This is a genomic window from Ottowia sp. SB7-C50, assembly GCF_033110285.1.
Classification (GTDB): Bacteria; Pseudomonadota; Gammaproteobacteria; order Burkholderiales; family Burkholderiaceae_C; genus Ottowia.
Genome location: NZ_CP136995.1, coordinates 590637 through 607028, shown reverse-complemented (window position 1 = coordinate 607028; position 16392 = coordinate 590637). Strand labels below are relative to the sequence as shown.

The following is a 16392-nucleotide window of genomic DNA, read 5'->3' as shown; positions in this document are numbered from 1 at the left end:
TAGCATTATCAATTGACAATGATCATACCGCCGCGCCCGCAGCGCGCCGTAGGACGGCGTGCCAAGCGGGCGCCAGCGCCCGGCCGAGGCGCACCGCCGCGGCGCAGACACAATGCGGGCATGCCCACTTCAACCGCCCCGGCCACCTGGCGCCAGCAGGCCGCGCTGCACTGGCGCATGACGCGTCCGGCCTTCCTGACGATCACGCTCGCGGCCTGCCTGCTGGGCATTGCCCATGCGGCGGTGGTAGGCGGTGGGGTAAACGTGGCGGCGGCCGTGGCCACGGTGCTGCTGGCGTGCGTGACCCATGCGGGCGCCAACGTGCTCAACGACTACCACGACTCGCGCAACGGCGCCGACGCGGCCAATGACAGCGGCCTGTACCCCTTCACCGGCGGCGCGCGCCTGATCCAGCAAGGCGTGGTGAGCGAGCGCGACACCGGTCGCTGGGCCGCGCTGCTGCTGCTGGCGCTGATACCGGCCGGCCTGTGGCTGGCGTCGCGCGCCGGCAGCGGCTTGCTGCTACTGGGTGCGGCGGGCCTGTTCATCGCGTGGGCCTATTCGGCGCCGCCGCTCAAGCTGATGTCGCGCGGCCTGGGCGAACTGGCGGTGGCCGCGGCCTGGTGGGGCGTGGTGCTGGGGGCCGACTACGTGCAACGCCACCGGTTCTCGGTCGCGGCGGCATCGCTGGGTTTCAGCCTCGCCCTGTTGGTGGCCTGCATCCTGCTGATCAACGGCGTGCCCGATGCGCGCGCCGATGCGCGCGTGGGCAAGCGCACGCTGGCGGTGCGCCTGGGACCGAGCGGCACGGCGCTGCTGTATGCGGGGCTGGCGCTGCTGGCGCATGGCTGGCTGGCGCTGAGCGTCGGGTGGCGGGTCGTGCCGGGCGTGGCGCTGTGGGGACTGCTGTCCCTGCCGCTGTCGCTGGCCGCGGCGGTGCTGCTGTGGCGCCATGCCGCGACGCCCGCACGCCTGCGGCCAGCCATCGCGCTGACCATCGCGGCGGCCAACCTGCATGGACTGGCGCTGGCGGCGACGCTGGCCTGGCAGGCCGGCAAGATGTCACTTCGATTTTTATAGCGCCATATCGAATAATGACGAGCGCAAGACGACCATCAAGCCCGGGGTCGCTGCCTCACCCGGCACACGGCCCCGTCTGTCACGCCAGCGTGGCATGCAGCGTGGACAATGGGCTCACATGATCTCGCTGCCCTCGTTCATACCGCCCGCCCCCTTTACCGACGCCGACGCCGCGCTGGCGCAGGTGCGCCGCATTCACGACAGCGGCTGCGCGCATCTGCGCGATGCGCTGGCCGCCTACATTGCGGGCCCGGCCGAGCCCGATGGCCGGCTGACCCGCGTGCGCGCCTTCTATCCCTTTGTGCGCCTGCAGGTGCCGTACAGCCGCCATCCCGACACGCGGCTGGCCTACGGATTTGTGTCGCACGCCGGCCAGTACGAAACCACGCTGACAGCGCCCGACCTGTTTGCCGACTATTACCTGGAGCAGTTCCGCCTGCTGCTGGCCAACCACGGCGCCACGCTGGAAGTGGGCACCAGCAGCAAGCCCATACCGCTGCCCTTTGCGCTGGCCGAAGACGAACACTTCGAAGGATCGTTGAGCGCCGCGCAGCGCCAGCGTCTGTCCGAGGTGTTCGATCTGCCCGACCTGACGGCCATGGACGACCGCATCGCCAACGGCACCCACGACATCCGCCCCGGCGAGCCCGAGCCGCTGGCGTTGTTCACCGCGCCGCGCGTCGACTATTCGCTGCACCGGCTGCGCCACTACACCGGCACATCGCCCGAGCACTTCCAGAACTTCATCCTGTTCACCAACTACCAGTTCTACATCGACGAGTTCATCGCGCTCGGTCAGATGGAGATGCAGAACGCCGACAGCGACTACAGCGCCTTCGTGCAACCGGGCAACGTGCTCACGCGGCGTGCGGGCTCTGATTTGAACGATGAAGGCGGCACGCCGCCGCCGCGCCTGCCGCAAATGCCCGCGTACCACCTGGTGCGGCCGGATCGCAGCGGCATCAGTTTCGTCAACATCGGCGTCGGGCCGGCCAACGCCAAGACCATCACCGACCACATCGCCGTGCTGCGCCCGCACGCCTGGATCATGGTCGGCCACTGCGCCGGCCTGCGCGGCAGCCAGCAGCTGGGCGACTACGTGCTGGCCCACGGCTATGTGCGCGAAGACCACGTGCTGGACGAAGACCTGCCGCTGTGGATCCCCGTGCCCGCGCTGGCCGAGGTGCAGATCGCCTTGCAGGAAGCGGTGGCCGATGTGACCCAGTTGCGCGGCGCCGAGTTGAAGCGCGTGCTGCGCACCGGCACCGTCGCCACCACCGACAACCGCAACTGGGAACTGCTGGGCGCCGGCGCGCCGCAACGCCGCTTCTCGCAATCGCGCGCCGTGGCGCTCGACATGGAAAGCGCGACCATTGCCGCCAACGGCTTTCGCTTTCGGGTGCCCTACGGCACGCTGCTGTGCGTGTCCGACAAGCCGCTGCACGGCGAGATCAAGCTGCCCGGCATGGCCAACCATTTCTACCGCGAGCGCGTCAACCAGCACCTGAAGATCGGCATCCGCGCCATCGAACGCCTGCGCGAAAACGGGCTGGACCGGCTGCACAGCCGCAAGCTGCGGAGTTTTGCGGAGGTGGCGTTTCAGTAGGCTGCGCTGGTTGCAGGCCTCAGTCCACAGGGCCGCGGCTCAGTACTGCGGCTCAAACTTGCGTATTGCCGCCTTCACCTCGTCGGTGAGCCTGAACCCATCGCCATACTTTGCCGCCAGTTCGGCGCAGCGCTGCGCGAACTGCTCGATGCCCTGGCCGTAGATGAACTGCATGGCGCCGCCGGTCCAGCCCGGAAAGCCGATGCCGAAGATGCTGCCAATGTTGGCGTCGTGCACGCTGGTGAGCACGCCTTCGGCCAGGCAGCGCGCGGTTTCCACCGACTGGCGGTAGAGCAGGCGGTCCTGGATGTCCTGCACGTTCCATTGCACGCCGGGCTTTTCGAACAGCGCTTTCAGCTCGGGCCACAGGTGCTTCTTCTCACCCTTGGGGTAGTCGTAAAAGCCCCCGCCCGCCGCGCGACCATTGCGCTTCAATTCCTTCACCATGCGCTCGACCAGCAACTCGCCGGGCGTAGCGTCGTAGGTCTTACCTTCAGCCCGGAAATCGGCCCGTGTCTGGTCGAGCACGTGCACCGAAAGTGATAGCGCCGTTTCGTCCAACACCGCCAACGGGCCGACCGGCAGGCCGGCTTGCACGGCGGCGTTTTCGATCACGGCGGCGGGAATGCCTTCGCCCAGCATGGCCGCGCCTTCCATCACGTAGGTGCCGAAGGTGCGGCTGGTGTAGAAGCCACGCGAGTCGTTGACGACGATGGGCAGCTTGCCCAGCGCCAGCACGTAGTCGAAGGCTCGCGCCACGGTTTCGTCGTCCGTCTGCTGGCCCCGGATGATCTCGACCAGCTTCATCTTGTCGACCGGGCTGAAGAAGTGGATGCCGACGAACTTCTCGGGTTTGGCGGATGCCTGCGCCAGGCCGCTGATGGGCAGCGTGCTGGTGTTGCTGGCGAAGAAGCCGCCTTCGGCCAGCATGGCTTCAGCCTCTTTCGTCACCTGCGCTTTCAAGTCGCGGTTCTCGAACACGGCTTCGATGATCAGATCACAGCCTTTGAGGTCGGCAGCGGTGGCGGTGGGCGTGATGCGACCGAGCAGCGCGGTCTGGTCGTGCGGGTTCAGGCGGCCCTTGTCGACGCGCGACTGCGTGATCTTCTGGCTGTAGGCCTTGCCTTGCTCTGCTTTTTCGAGCGACACGTCCTTGAGCACCGTGGCGATGCCGCGGCTCGCCTGCGCATAGGCGATGCCGGCGCCCATCATGCCGGCGCCCAGCACGCCTACCTTCTGCGGCTTGTACTTCGGCACATCGCGTGGCCGCGACTGCCCGCTCTTGATCGCGTTCAGGTTGAAGAAGAACGTGTTGATCATGTTCTTCGCCACCGGGCTGGTCATCAGGCTGGCGAGGTAGCGGCTTTCGATGCGCATGGCGGTGTCGAAATCGACCTGCGCGCCTTCCACCATCGCCGCCAGCGTGGCGTGCGGCGCGGGATAGAGGCCACGCGTCTTGGTCTTGAGCATGGCGGGCGCCACGACCAGGCCGCCAGCGATCTTGGGGTTGCTCGGCGTGCCGCCGGGCATCTTGTAATCCTTGCGGTCCCACGGGTGCGTGGCCGCTTCCGCGTCGCCTTGTACCGACTCAATCCACGCCTTCGCGCGCGGCAGCAACTGGTCGGCGCTTTCGACCAGTTCGTGCACCACGCCCATCTGCTGCGCCTCGGCGGGGTTGAACAGCTTGCTTTCCAGCACGTAAGGTTGCGCGCCCATCAGGCCGAGCAGGCGCGTCATCTTGGTCACGCCGCCACCGCCCGGCAGCAGGCCGATGGTCACTTCGGGCAGACCAAACTGGATCTTGGGGTCATTGACGGCGATGCGGTGGTGGCCGACCAGCGCCAGTTCCCACCCGCCGCCCAGCGCCGAGCCGTTGAGACAGCTGACCACCGGCTTGCCCAGCGTTTCCAGCGTGCGGAAGGCCTTCTTGATGCGCTCGATTTCGGCAAACACCCTGGGCGCGTCGGCCAGCGTCATGCGCATCACGCCCTTCAGGTCGGCGCCGGCAAAGAAGGTTTTCTTGGCAGAGGCGAGCACGATGCCGCGGATGGCGTCCTTGTCCTTTACCGCCTGATCCGTCACGGTCTGCAAATCGTCTTGCCATTGCAGGCACATGGTGTTGACGGGCGAGTTTTCTTCGTCGAACGTGAGGGTGGCGATGCCATCGGCCAGGTCGTAGCGCAGGGTCTTGAGTTTCATGGCTCTATGAATTTGATAGCTGCCTGCGCTTGACCATCAAGCGCTGGAGGCTGATTTCCTTTAAACCCGCTCCACGATGGTGGCAATGCCCATGCCACCGCCCACGCACAGCGTGGCCAGGCCATAGCGCAGGTTGCGGCGGTGCAGCTCGTCAATCAGCGTGCCGAGGATCATGGCGCCCGTGGCGCCCAGCGGGTGGCCCAGGGCAATGGCGCCGCCATTCACGTTGACCTTCTCGTGCGGCACGCCGAACTCCTTCATGAACTTCATCGGCACGGCGGCGAAGGCTTCGTTCACTTCAAACAGGTCAATGTCCTCGATCTTCAGCCCCGCCTTCGCCAGTGCCTTGCGCGTGGCCGGCATGGGGCCGGTGAGCATGATGGTCGGGTCGGCGCCCGACAGCGCCGTGGCCACGATGCGCGCACGCGGCTTGAAGCCGTGGGTCTTGATGGCCGTTTCGTTGCCGATCAGCACCGCCGCCGCGCCATCCACGATGCCCGACGAATTGCCGGCGTGGTGCACGTGGTGGATGCGCTCGACCTGCGGGTAGCGGCTAATGGCCACCGCATCAAAGCCCATCGCCCCCAGTTGCTCGAACGACGGCCGCAGCCCCGCCAGCGCCTCGACCGTGGTGCGCGGCTTGATGAACTCGTCTTCTTCCAGAATCGTCTGGCCCAGGAAGTCGGTCACTGGCACCACCGAGCCTTTGAAATACCCCGCCTCACGCGCTGCAGCCGCGCGCTGCTGCGATGTGACGGCAAATTGGTCCACGTCCTCGCGCGAGAAGCCTTCCAGCGTGGCGATCAAATCGGCCCCCACGCCTTGCGGCACGAAGTCGGTCGCGCTGTTGGTCGCCGGATCTTGCGCCCACGCGCCACCGTCGGAGCCAATCGGCACGCGGCTCATGCTCTCCACGCCGCCGGCCACGACCAGGTCTTCCCAGCCGCTGCGCACCTTCTGCGCCGCCATGTTGACCGCTTCCAGGCCTGAGGCGCAGAAGCGGTTCAGCTGCACGCCCGCGCACTGCCAGTCCCAGCCTGCTTTCAGTGCCGCCACCTTGGCGATGACGGAACCCTGCTCACCGATGGGCGAGACCACGCCCATCACCACGTCATCGACGCTGGCGGTGTCGAAATCGTGACGACTCTGGAGTGCGGTGAGCGTGCCGGCCAGCAGATCGACGGGCTTGACCTCATGTAGGCTGCCGTCCTTCTTGCCCTTGCCGCGCGGCGTGCGCACGGCGTCGAAAACATAGGCTTCGGTCATGAAAATCACTCCTTGGTCGTGGCGCGACAGCGCACGCGCTCCGCGACGCCCAGTATAGATATTTCACCAAGTGGGTGCTTGGTGAAAATGCAGTATGAATGTCCGCCAGGGGACAGGAGGGGGGACTGCGGTGCGTCAGTCTGCGGTGAAGCCGATCGACTTGACGATGGGCGCCCAGCGGTCGGTATCGGCCTTCAACAGCGCCCCCAGTTCGGCGGGTGAACTGGGCGTGGGCTCCAGGCCGAAGCCATGAAGCGCCTCGATCACATCGGGCGCTTTCAGCGCCTCGCGCAATGCCGCATTCAGGCGATTGACTGTCTCGGCGCTGGCTTTGGCGGGCACGAAGAAGCCATACCATTCGCTGTAGGTCATGTCCTTGTAGCCCTGCTCGGCGTACGTGGGCACCTGGGGCGTGAAGCGACTGCGCTTGGCCCCCGACGTGCCGAGGATGCGCAGCTTGCCGGCCGGCGCGTGGCGCAAGAACTCGCCGAGCGGGCTGGACATGGCCGGCAGTTGCGCGCCCAGCAAGTCCTGAATGCCGGCCTGCGATCCGCGAAAGCCAATGTGCGTAAGGTCAACGCCCGAGGCCCGCCCCAGCGTCAGTGCCGAGAAGTGCAGCGTCGACCCCGGTGCAGGCGAACCTACGCTGGCCTTGCTGGGATTGGCCTTGGCCCAGGCCATGAATTCGGGGATGGTCTTGACGCTGTCCGGCACGGCCGGTCCGACTGCAAAGCCATAGTCGAAGCTGACGCCATTGGCCACGGGCGTCAGGTCGGTCGCGGCGTCGTAGGGCAGCTTCTTGTAGGTGTGGGGGTAGATGCCGAGAATCGACATGGGCGTGATGAGGATCACGCTGCCATCGGCCGCCTGGCCCTTGGTCGCACTGACGGCCAACTGGCCGCCGGCGCCGGTGCGGTTGTCCACGACCACCGACTTGGCGTAGCCCGCCGCGGCCAGCTTGTCGGCCACGCGGCGCGCCACCACGTCGATGGTGCTACCGGCTGGAAAGCCGCACAGGATGCGCGCTTGCTCCAGCGGTGCGGCGATGACGGCGCTGGTAGCGCCCAGCGCCGCGACGGCCAGCAGGCCACAGAAGCGTCGACGAGGAATGTGGCTGTGCATGGTCTCTTCTCCAGGTTGTGTGAAGCGGGACGCGGTTGGCAGCGATCAACGCGCGGAATCGGTGTACTGGCGCCGAAGCGCAAGCTTGTTCAGCTTGCCGACCGACGTGCGGGGCAGTTCGGTCACAAATTCGATGTGATCGGGCACCATCCATTTGGCAAAGCGCGGACGCAGGTGGTCCTGGATGTCACTGGCGCTCACATGGCTGTTTCCGGGCTTGAGCACGAGCAGCGCCAGCGGCCGCTCGCTCCAGCGCTCGTCAGGTACGGCGATCACGGCCGCTTCAGCCACGGCCGGGTGGTCACACAGGGCCTTCTCCATGTCCACGGAACTGATCCATTCGCCGCCGGACTTGACCAGGTCTTTCAACCTGTCCACCAGGCGCATGTAGCCGTCGGGCTGAAACACCACGATGTCGCCCGTCTTCATCCAGCCGTCGGCCGTGGTGGCTGAAATGGGCTGCGGGTGGCCAATATAGGCGCTGGTCACCCACGGCCCCCGCACCTGTAACTCGCCCATGGCCACGCCGTCGTGCGGCTGCACCGCGCCACTCTCGTCGACGTGGCGCATCTCGATAAAGGGCAGCGGCAGCCCGTTGGACACGCGCAGGTGAATCAGCGCCTCGCCCGTGAGATCGCGGTATTCCGGCCGCACCCAGGTCTGGCTGCCCATCGGCGAGGTTTCGGTCATGCCCCAGCCGGTCTGCAGGTGCACACCGAGCCGGTCAAAGCGGCGAAACATCTCGGGCGGCGGTGCGGAACCGCCGCAATAGATGCGCGTGCCGGCCGGAAACCTCCAGCGACCGGGGTGCTGGTCGATCACGTTCAGCACATCACTCCAGAAGGTCGGCACACCCAGCGACACATTGGCCTGCTCATTGACGAACAGATCCATGATTTCGGCCGGTGTGGCTCGCGGGCCAGTGAACACCTGCTTCTGCCCCAGCATGGCCGAGGTGTGCGGCATAGACCAGGCGTTGGCATGGAACATCGGCGCAAGCGCCATCACGGTGTCGCGGCCCGACAGGTTGAGCGCGTCCGGCGTTGCCGCCCCGAGTCCGTGCAGCAGTATCGACCGGTGCGAATACACCACGCCCTTGGGGCGCCCTGTGGTGCCCGAGGTGTAGCAGATCGACACGGGATCGCGTTCGTCGAATGCATCCTCCGGCCAGCCGGGCAACGGCGTGGCATCCGCCAGAGTCTCGGCCCACAGGCGATGGCCGGCTCCCGGCGCAGATTCGGCGGCTGGCGCCGGCGCACCAAGCGGATGAACGATGACGTGATCCAGACTGACATGCTCGGCGACCTGCCGCCACAGCGGCAGCAGGTCGTCGTCTACCAGCAGCGCGACATCGCCAGCGTCTGCCACGATGTACGCCAGCTCCTCGGGCATCAGACGGGGATTGAGCGGGTGCAAGACCGCGCCGATCGCGGGAACGGCGTAGTACGCCGCCAGATGGGCGGCGTGGTTCCACATGAGCGTGGCCACGCGCTGGCCGGGCGTGATGCCAAAGCCCTTCAACGCGCCCGCCAGGGCGAGCGCTTCGCGCGCGACAGCGCGGTAGTTGGAGCGCCGCACGTCCCCGGGGCCATGGCGGCTCACCACCTCGACACCGGGGAACAGCAGCTCCGCCCGGCGCATCACGTCGGTCACACGCAGCGGCGCATCCATCATGGTGCGCGGCACCGGCCGCCCCGCGCGCTCGCGCCGCAGCACCTCGAATGACGATGACATGGACAGACCTCCAACGCCCTTGCGGCCATGCGCGCGATTGCGGCAGGCCGGGATGACAGGAAGGATTGTTCGAAGCTTCGCCTAATTCGTCAATTGAGATTGACGAATTTTTCGCTGGGGTTTTCCCTTGAGATCAGGCCCGCTCGTCGGCCGACCAGGGCTTGGCCAGGATGCGCCGCAGCGCCGCTACGTCTTCGGGGCCCAGCGTCTCGACCAGCTCCTGCTCGATGCGCTCAAACGCGCGCAGAGCCTGCTCCACCATGACCCACCCCTTCTCGGTGAAGCGCAGGAGCTTGACACGACCGTCGCGCTCGGACGGAACAAACTCCACCAGCCCCATGGCCGCCGCGTCATTGGCTAGCTGGTGCACCGCCTGGCGCGACACGGACAGAACTCGCGCCAGTTCAGACAAACCCATCGGCTTGCCATGCAGGTGCGCGAACATGCGGTTCATCGCCGTGGTCACGCCGCCGTAACCCTCGCGCACGGCGTTTTCCATGACCCGCGCTTCCATCCAGTCGAAACGGGCCATCAGCAGTTGGCGGAGTTGGGGCGGGCGCGGACTCATGAAGGCAAGCGGAAAATCTGTGATGCAGGAGCGACTGCAGTTTGTCAGCGTGGATTGACGGATTGTGCCCCACGCCGAATGGTGTCCAACAATCCTGGGCCCACAGCCAACGCAGGCGCCGAAGCGCCCTCGTCCGGCATCGCCCCGCTCGGGGCGCGCACTCACGCGCATGGCGCAGCGTCTGATGGATCGCGGCCGAGCCCTGTGCCGTGCCGCCCTTCCCCACCCGCAAACCGCGCCGCCCCGGCCAGCGCGTCGGCCAGGCATTCACGGCCCTGCGCCCATTCGCGCTGCATGGCTTCGGCCAGCGGCCAGTCCCACTGGGTGAGGGCGCTCATGCGGTCGGCGCGCATCGTCGCCTGCGGAAAGGCGGCGATCTGGTGTGCCAGGGCGACGGCGGCAGGGCGTGCGTCGCCGGTGGGCACGACGCGGTTGGCCAGGCCCATGGCCAGCGACTCGTCGGCATCGACGCGGCGCCCGGTCAGGATCAGGTCCAGCGCGCGGCTCTGGCCGATGAGGCGCGGCAGGCGCACGGTGCCGCCGTCGATCAGCGGCACGCCGAAGCGGCGGCAATAGACGCCGAAGTAGGCGTCTGCCTCCATCACCCTCAGGTCGCACCACAGCGCCAGTTCCATGCCGCCGGCCACGGCCGCGCCGCTGACGGCGGCAATCACCGGCTTGGTGAGCAGCAGGCGCGACGGGCCCATGGGGCCGCGCGGCTCGGGCGCTTGCGGTGGGTAGTCCAGGTCGGCCAGCAGCTGGCGCACATGGCGATCCGCTTCGCCGGCCATGCGGGCGCCGGATTTCAGGTCCCACCCGGCGCAGAAGTGACCGTGCGCCCCGTGGAACACCGCCACCCGCGCGTCGGCGTCGTGCTCGAAGGCCACGAAGGCGGCATGCAGCGCGCGCGCCGTGGCAGCATCGACGGCGTTGCGCACGTCGGGCCGGTCCAGCGTGATCACGGTGACGGGGCCGTCCTTGTCCACCCGCACTGTCTTTTCGTCCATGACCGGTCCCCTCCAGGTCGAGCCTGCCACTCGTCGCGGCCAGTATAGGATTTTTACCAAGTGATTGCTTGGTGAAAATTCAGCACAATAGACGCGTTGGCGACTTGTCACAGGGTTTGCACTAGCTCACTGCGGGCTTGCGGCCACTACAGTTGCGCCGAATTCCGACAGGACTGAAACCACAGGAGTCAAATGCAGTTTCTGCAGTTGGTGATCAGCGGCATTGCGCAGGGCTGTATTTACGGCCTGATCGCGCTGGGCTTCGTGCTGATCTACAAGGCCACCGAAACCGTCAGCTTTGCCCAGGGCGAGCTGATGATGCTGGGCGCGTTCTGCGGCCTGGCGGGCCTGACGATGCTGGGCTTTCCGTTCTGGCTGACGGTGATCGCCAGCATCGCCGCCATGGCGCTGGTGGGCGTGGTGACCGAGCGCGTGGTGATCCGCCCCATCCTGGGCCAGCCGGCGTTTTCCATCGTCATGCTGACCATTGGCCTGGGCTATGTGGGGCGCGGCCTGATCACCATGATTCCCGGCATCGGTACCGAAACGCACACGCTGCCGGTGCCCTACAAGGACGTGACCTGGAACCTGGCCGGCCTGGTGCTGAGCGCCGAGCAGGTGGTGATCATCGCCGTCACCGCGCTGCTGTGCCTGGGCCTGTACGCCATGTTCAAGTACAGCAAGCTGGGCATCGCCATGCAGGCGTCGTCGCAAAACCAGCTGGCGGCGTATTACATGGGCATTCCGGTCAAGCGGCTGAACGGCCTGGTGTGGGGGCTGGCGGCGGCGGTGGCGGCCATTGCCGGTCTGCTGCTGGCGCCCATTACCTTCGTGCACGCCAACATGGGCTTCATCGGGTTGAAGGCCTTTCCCGCCGCGGTGGTGGGCGGCTTCGGCAGCCTGCCGGGCGCCATCGTGGGCGGGCTGATCATCGGCATTGTTGAATCCTTGTCGGGCTTTTACCTGCCAGAGGGCTTCAAGGACATTGCCGCCTACGTGGTGGTGCTCATCATGCTGATGGTCAAGCCGAACGGCCTGTTTGGCGAAAAACTGCGCAAGAAGGTCTGAACGATGCGCTTCATCTTCAAGACCGATTACGATCAGGACATCCGCCTGGCCAAGCACGGCGGCCAGGTCTTCTGGTACACCGCGCTGCTCGCGCTGTTGCTGGCCGCGCCCTGGATCTTCCCGGAATACTGGCTGGCGCAGCTTACCTTCGTGCTGATCTACGGCATCGTCGGCCTGGGGCTGATGCTACTGGCGGGTTTCACGGGGCAGTTCTCGATGGGCCACGCGGCCTTTCTGGGCGTGGGCGCCTACACGCAAGGCGTATTGACCAACCTGGGCTTGCCGTTTCCCATCGCCATGCTGTGCGCGGCCGGGCTGGCGGCGTCGGTCGGCATCGTGGTGGGGCTGCCGGCGCTGCGCCTGAAGGGCATCTACCTGGGCATCGCCACGCTGTCGTTCGGCTTCATCGTCGAAGAAGTCTTCGCCCGCTGGGAAAAGCTCACCGGCGGCAACGCGGGCATGCACGTCAAGGCGCCCGAAATTTTTGGCTGGAAGGTCGATTCCAGCGAAGGCTTCTATTTCGTCTGCCTGGTCACCGCGGTGCTGGTGACGCTGGGCGTGCTCAACCTGCTGCGCTCGTCCACCGGCCGGGCCTTCGTGGCGATCCGCGATTCCGAAATTTCGGCGCAAAGCATGGGCATTCACCTGGCGCGCTACAAGACGCTGTCGTTTGCGCTGTCGGCCGCGCTGGCGGGGCTGGGCGGCGCGCTGTATGCGCACAAGCTGCAGTTCCTCTCGCCCGACCAGTTCAGCATCATCCAGTCGATCGACCTGTTGTTGCTGGTGGTCATCGGCGGCCTGGGGTCGGTGCATGGCGCCTTCCTGGGTGCGGCTTTCCTCATCGCCATGCCGCAGATCATCGCCATCGTCAAGGACTACCTGCCCGCCGCCATCGGCCAGGCGCCCGGCCTGCAGGCGGTGGTCTACGGCGCAGTGCTGATCCTCTTCGTGCTGTTCGAGCCGATGGGCCTGTACGGCCGCTGGTTGAAGATCCGCACTTGGCTGCAGCTGTTCCCGTTCTACCGCAAGGGCATGTTCAAGCGGCAGAAGTCCTTTCAAAAATCGGACAGACTGAAATGACCCCCCCTGAGTCGCTTCGCGCCTTCCCCCCAAGGGGGGACACCGCTGGTGGCCGGCACAGGTCCGGCCACGGCGGTCACTGGCATGGCCTGCTCCGCGGCCGCCTCGCCCTGCGGGCTGTTTGGTGGAGTGGCCGCATGACGGGCGATGTGCTTCTGTCCGCGCGCAACCTCAGCGTGCGCTTTGGCGGCGTGCTGGCAGTCAACGACGTCAGCTTCGACGTGCGGCGCGGCGAGGTGTTCACGCTGATCGGCCCCAACGGCGCTGGCAAGACGACGGTGTTCAACCTGATCAGCCGCATCTACACGCCCACCAGCGGGCAGATCGACTACGCCGGCCCCCACGGCACAGTCAAGCTCACCGACCAGCCGCCGCACCGCGTGGCGGGCTTGGGGATTGCGCGCACGTTCCAGAACATCGAGCTGTTCGAGCACGCCACCGTGCTGCACAACCTGCTGATTGGGCGCCACACGCACCGCCAGACCGGCTTCTGGAGCGAGCTGTTCTTCACCCCCGCCACGCGCGCGGCCGAGGTGCAGGCGCGCGAGCGCGTCGAGCGCGTGATCGACCTGCTCGACTTGCAGCACTACCGCGATTCCATGGTGGCCGGGTTGCCCTATGGCGTGCGCAAGGTGGTGGAACTGGCGCGCGCCCTGTGCGCCGAGCCGCAGTTGCTGCTGCTGGATGAGCCCTCGTCGGGCCTGAACGTGGAAGAAACGGGCGACATGGCGTTCTGGATCCAGGACATCGTGCACGAGCTGGGCGTGACGGTGCTGATGGTGGAGCACGACATGACGCTGGTCTCGCGCGTGTCGGATCGCGTGGTGGCCATGAACCAGGGCCAGGTGCTGGCCACCGGCACGCCGCGCGAAGTGCAAAGCGATGCGGCGGTGATCGAGGCCTACCTGGGCTCCATCGACGACGTGGCCTCGCTGCGGAGGACGCCGGCATGACGGCAACTATGATTTCTGTAGCTGCCGGCGCCGATACAGCAACGGTACAACCCATGTTGAAGCTGCTCAACGTGGAAAGCGCCTACGGCCCCATCAAGGCGATCCGCGGCGTCAGCCTGCAGGTGGAGCGCGGGCAGATCGCCACCGTGCTGGGCAGCAACGGCGCGGGCAAGAGCACCATCCTCAAGACCATCTCCGGCATCATCGACCCACGCAAGGGCTCGGTCGAGTTCAAGGGCGCCGACATCACGGCGCGCGACCCGGCCTTCATCGTGCAGCAGGGGCTGAGCCACGTGCCCGAGGGGCGCGAGGTGTTTCCGCTGCTGTCCGTGCGCGACAACCTGGTGATGGGCGCCTACACGCGCCAAGACCGCGACGGCGTGGCGCGCGACATGGAACAGGTGTTTGGCTACTTCCCCATCCTGAAAGAACGTGCGGCGCAGGACGCCGGCCTGCTCTCCGGCGGTCAGCAGCAGATGCTGGCCATCAGCCGGGCGCTGATGGCCAACCCGGATTTGATTTTGCTGGACGAGCCCAGCCTGGGCCTGTCCCCAAAGCTCACCAAGGAAATCTTCGAGATCGTGGTGCGCATCAACCGCGAGCGCGGCACCACGATTTTGCTGGTGGAGCAGAACGCCAACATGGCGCTCAACGCCGCCGACTACGGCTATGTGCTGGAAAACGGCCGCATCGTGATGGAAGACACCTGCGAGCGGCTGCGCGAAAAGGAAGACATCAAGGAGTTCTACCTGGGCATGGCCGAAACCGGGGTGCGCGGCGAACGGCGCTGGAAGAAGAAGAAAACCTGGAGATAAGGCATGAGCAATCTTTGGGATCTTTCACACATCCAGCCGCAGCCGGCCAGCGTGCTCGACGGCGACACCATTCCGGCCATGTTTTGGAACGCCGTGGCACAGCGCGGGCCCAACGTGTGGCTGCGCGAGAAGCACTTCGGCATCTGGCGCAGTTGGACCTGGAACCAGGTGGCCGACGCGGTGCGCGAAATCGCCGGCGGCCTGATGAGCCTGGGCTTTGCGCCGGGCGACACGTCGTCCATCCTGTCCAACACCGTCCTGGAATGGGTGCTGGCCGACCTGGCCGTGCTGGCGTGCGGCGGTGTGTCGAACGGCATCTACCCCACCGACGCGCCAGCGCAGGTGCACTACCTGTGCGAGGACTCGCGCACCAGCGTGCTGTTCGTCGAGGACGACGAGCAGCTCGACAAGGCGCTGGAAGTGCGCGACCAGTTGCCGCTGCTGCGCAAGATCGTCGTCTTCGACATGGAAGGCCTGCGCGACCTGAAGGAGGCCGACGTCATCAGCCTGGATGCGCTGCGCGAGCTGGGCCGGCAGTACAACGCCGCGCACCCGGATGAACTGCAGCGCCGCTCGGCGGCCATCAAACCTGAAGACCTGGCGATCCTGGTCTACACGTCCGGCACCACGGGCAAGCCGAAGGGGGCCATGCACACGCACGCGGGCCTGACCTACAGCGTGCGCGGCTACAACACGCTGATTTCGCGCACCGACGCGGATGAATGCATGTGCTTTCTGCCGCTGTGCCACATTGCCGAACGCATGGGCGGCGAGTATTTCTCGCTCTACACGGGGGCCAAGCTCAACTTTGTAGAGAACCCCGACACCGTGCCCGAGAACGTGCGCGAGATCGCGCCCACCGTGTTCACGGCCGTGCCGCGCGTGTGGGAGAAGTTCTACTCCGGCGTCGCCATCGCGCTGAAGGAAGGCACGCGCCTGCAGCAGGCCGTGTACGCCTGGGGCATTGGCGTGGGCCAGCAGATTGCCGAGCGCGTGCTGGCGGGTCAGCCCGTGCCGGCCAGCCTGAAGGCCAGGTTCACCGTGGCGCGCTGGCTGGCGCTGAACAACGTGCGCAAGCTCATCGGCATCCACCGCGCACGCTTTCTCGTGACCGGCGCGGCGCCCATTTCGCCCGAGCTGGTCAAGTGGTACCTGGCACTGGGCCTGCCCATGCTCGAGGTGTGGGGCATGACGGAAACCTGCGGCGCCTCCACTGGTGTGCCGGCGGATCGCATCAAGCCCGGCAGCATTGGCCCGGCGGCCGATTTCAACCAGGTGCGGCTTGACCCCGAGACGGGCGAAATCCAGGTGAAGGGCCCGAACGTGTTCGCCGGCTACCTGAACCTGCCCGAAAAAACCGCCGAGACCTTCACCCCCGATGGTTGGCTGCGCACGGGCGACGTGGGCACGGTGGATGGCGATGGCTTCTTCCGCATCACCGACCGCATGAAGGACATCATCATCACGGCCGGCGGCAAGAACGTGACGCCGAGCGAGCTGGAAAACGAGCTCAAGTTCAGCCCGTACATCACCGATGCGGTGGTCATCGGCGACAAGCTGCCGTACCTGACGGTCATCATCATGATCGACCAGGAAAACGTCGAAAAGTACGCTCAGGACCACGACGTGCCTTTCTCGAACTACGCCAGCCTGACGCGCGCGCCCGAGGTGCAGGCGCTGATCCAGGGCGTGATCGACGAGGTGAACAAGAAGTTCGCGCGCGTCGAGCAGATCAAGAAGTTCTTCCTGCTCGACACCCAGCTGACGGCCGAAGACGAGGAGCTGACGCCCACCATGAAGCTCAAGCGCAAGCTGGTGCAGACCAAGTACGCGCCGCAGATCGAGGCGATGTACCGGTGAACGCACCGGCACGTGCGGGCGGCATCAGGGTAAT

Annotated in this window: 13 protein-coding genes; 7 read left to right on the top strand and 6 right to left on the bottom strand. The window is 66.3% G+C overall.

The window, feature by feature from the left end; genetic code table 11:
* Positions 1–120: 120 nt before the first annotated feature.
* Complete coding sequence (locus R0D99_RS02915; RefSeq protein ID WP_317749882.1) at positions 121–1080, top strand: prenyltransferase; 960 nt, start codon at positions 121–123, stop codon at positions 1078–1080.
* Positions 1081–1198: 118 nt separating this feature from the next.
* On the top strand, positions 1199–2686 hold the full coding sequence (locus tag R0D99_RS02910; protein WP_317749880.1) for an AMP nucleosidase: 1488 nt from the start codon (positions 1199–1201) through the stop codon (positions 2684–2686).
* A 39-nt stretch (positions 2687–2725) separates the two neighbouring features.
* Here R0D99_RS02910 and R0D99_RS02905 read toward each other — a convergent pair whose 3' ends face one another.
* The 6 genes from R0D99_RS02905 to R0D99_RS02880 all read right to left on the bottom strand — a co-directional run bounded on the left by R0D99_RS02905 (position 2726) and on the right by R0D99_RS02880 (position 10582).
* Positions 2726–4885, bottom strand: a complete 2160-nt coding sequence (locus R0D99_RS02905) for a 3-hydroxyacyl-CoA dehydrogenase NAD-binding domain-containing protein (protein WP_317749879.1) — start codon at positions 4883–4885, stop codon at positions 2726–2728.
* A gap of 60 nt (positions 4886–4945) precedes the next feature.
* Positions 4946–6151, bottom strand: coding sequence for an acetyl-CoA C-acetyltransferase (locus R0D99_RS02900; RefSeq protein ID WP_317749878.1), 1206 nt, complete (start codon positions 6149–6151; stop codon positions 4946–4948).
* Positions 6152–6286: 135 nt separating this feature from the next.
* Positions 6287–7273: a Bug family tripartite tricarboxylate transporter substrate binding protein gene (locus tag R0D99_RS02895; protein WP_317749876.1), complete on the bottom strand. Its 987-nt coding sequence runs from the start codon at positions 7271–7273 to the stop codon at positions 6287–6289.
* A 45-nt stretch (positions 7274–7318) separates the two neighbouring features.
* Entirely contained in the window at positions 7319–8947 is a 1629-nt protein-coding gene (locus R0D99_RS02890) for a long-chain-fatty-acid--CoA ligase (RefSeq protein WP_317749874.1), read from the bottom strand.
* 193 nt (positions 8948–9140) lie between these two features.
* Positions 9141–9575: a MarR family winged helix-turn-helix transcriptional regulator gene (locus R0D99_RS02885; RefSeq protein ID WP_317749873.1), complete on the bottom strand. Its 435-nt coding sequence runs from the start codon at positions 9573–9575 to the stop codon at positions 9141–9143.
* Positions 9576–9736: 161 nt separating this feature from the next.
* The gene (locus tag R0D99_RS02880; protein WP_317749872.1) at positions 9737–10582 is read right to left on the bottom strand and encodes a crotonase/enoyl-CoA hydratase family protein; all 846 of its coding nucleotides are present in this window, start codon (positions 10580–10582) and stop codon (positions 9737–9739) included.
* Between the two features lie 192 nt (positions 10583–10774).
* On the opposite strand from R0D99_RS02880, the gene R0D99_RS02875 reads away from it, so the two are divergent.
* The 5 genes from R0D99_RS02875 to R0D99_RS02855 all read left to right on the top strand — a co-directional run bounded on the left by R0D99_RS02875 (position 10775) and on the right by R0D99_RS02855 (position 16358).
* Positions 10775–11650 (top strand): branched-chain amino acid ABC transporter permease, encoded by an 876-nt coding sequence (locus R0D99_RS02875; RefSeq protein WP_317749871.1) that lies wholly within the window; start codon positions 10775–10777, stop codon positions 11648–11650.
* Between the two features lie 3 nt (positions 11651–11653).
* Positions 11654–12730, top strand: a complete 1077-nt coding sequence (locus R0D99_RS02870; protein ID WP_317749870.1) for a branched-chain amino acid ABC transporter permease — start codon at positions 11654–11656, stop codon at positions 12728–12730.
* Positions 12731–12867: 137 nt separating this feature from the next.
* Positions 12868–13683 (top strand): ABC transporter ATP-binding protein, encoded by an 816-nt coding sequence (locus R0D99_RS02865; RefSeq protein ID WP_317749869.1) that lies wholly within the window; start codon positions 12868–12870, stop codon positions 13681–13683.
* A 53-nt stretch (positions 13684–13736) separates the two neighbouring features.
* Positions 13737–14498, top strand: a complete 762-nt coding sequence (locus tag R0D99_RS02860; protein ID WP_317749868.1) for an ABC transporter ATP-binding protein — start codon at positions 13737–13739, stop codon at positions 14496–14498.
* Positions 14499–14501: 3 nt separating this feature from the next.
* Positions 14502–16358 carry a long-chain fatty acid--CoA ligase gene (locus tag R0D99_RS02855; protein ID WP_317749867.1) on the top strand — a complete coding sequence of 619 codons (1857 nt, stop codon included), beginning with the start codon at positions 14502–14504 and terminating at the stop codon, positions 16356–16358.
* The last annotated feature ends 34 nt before the right edge of the window (positions 16359–16392 follow it).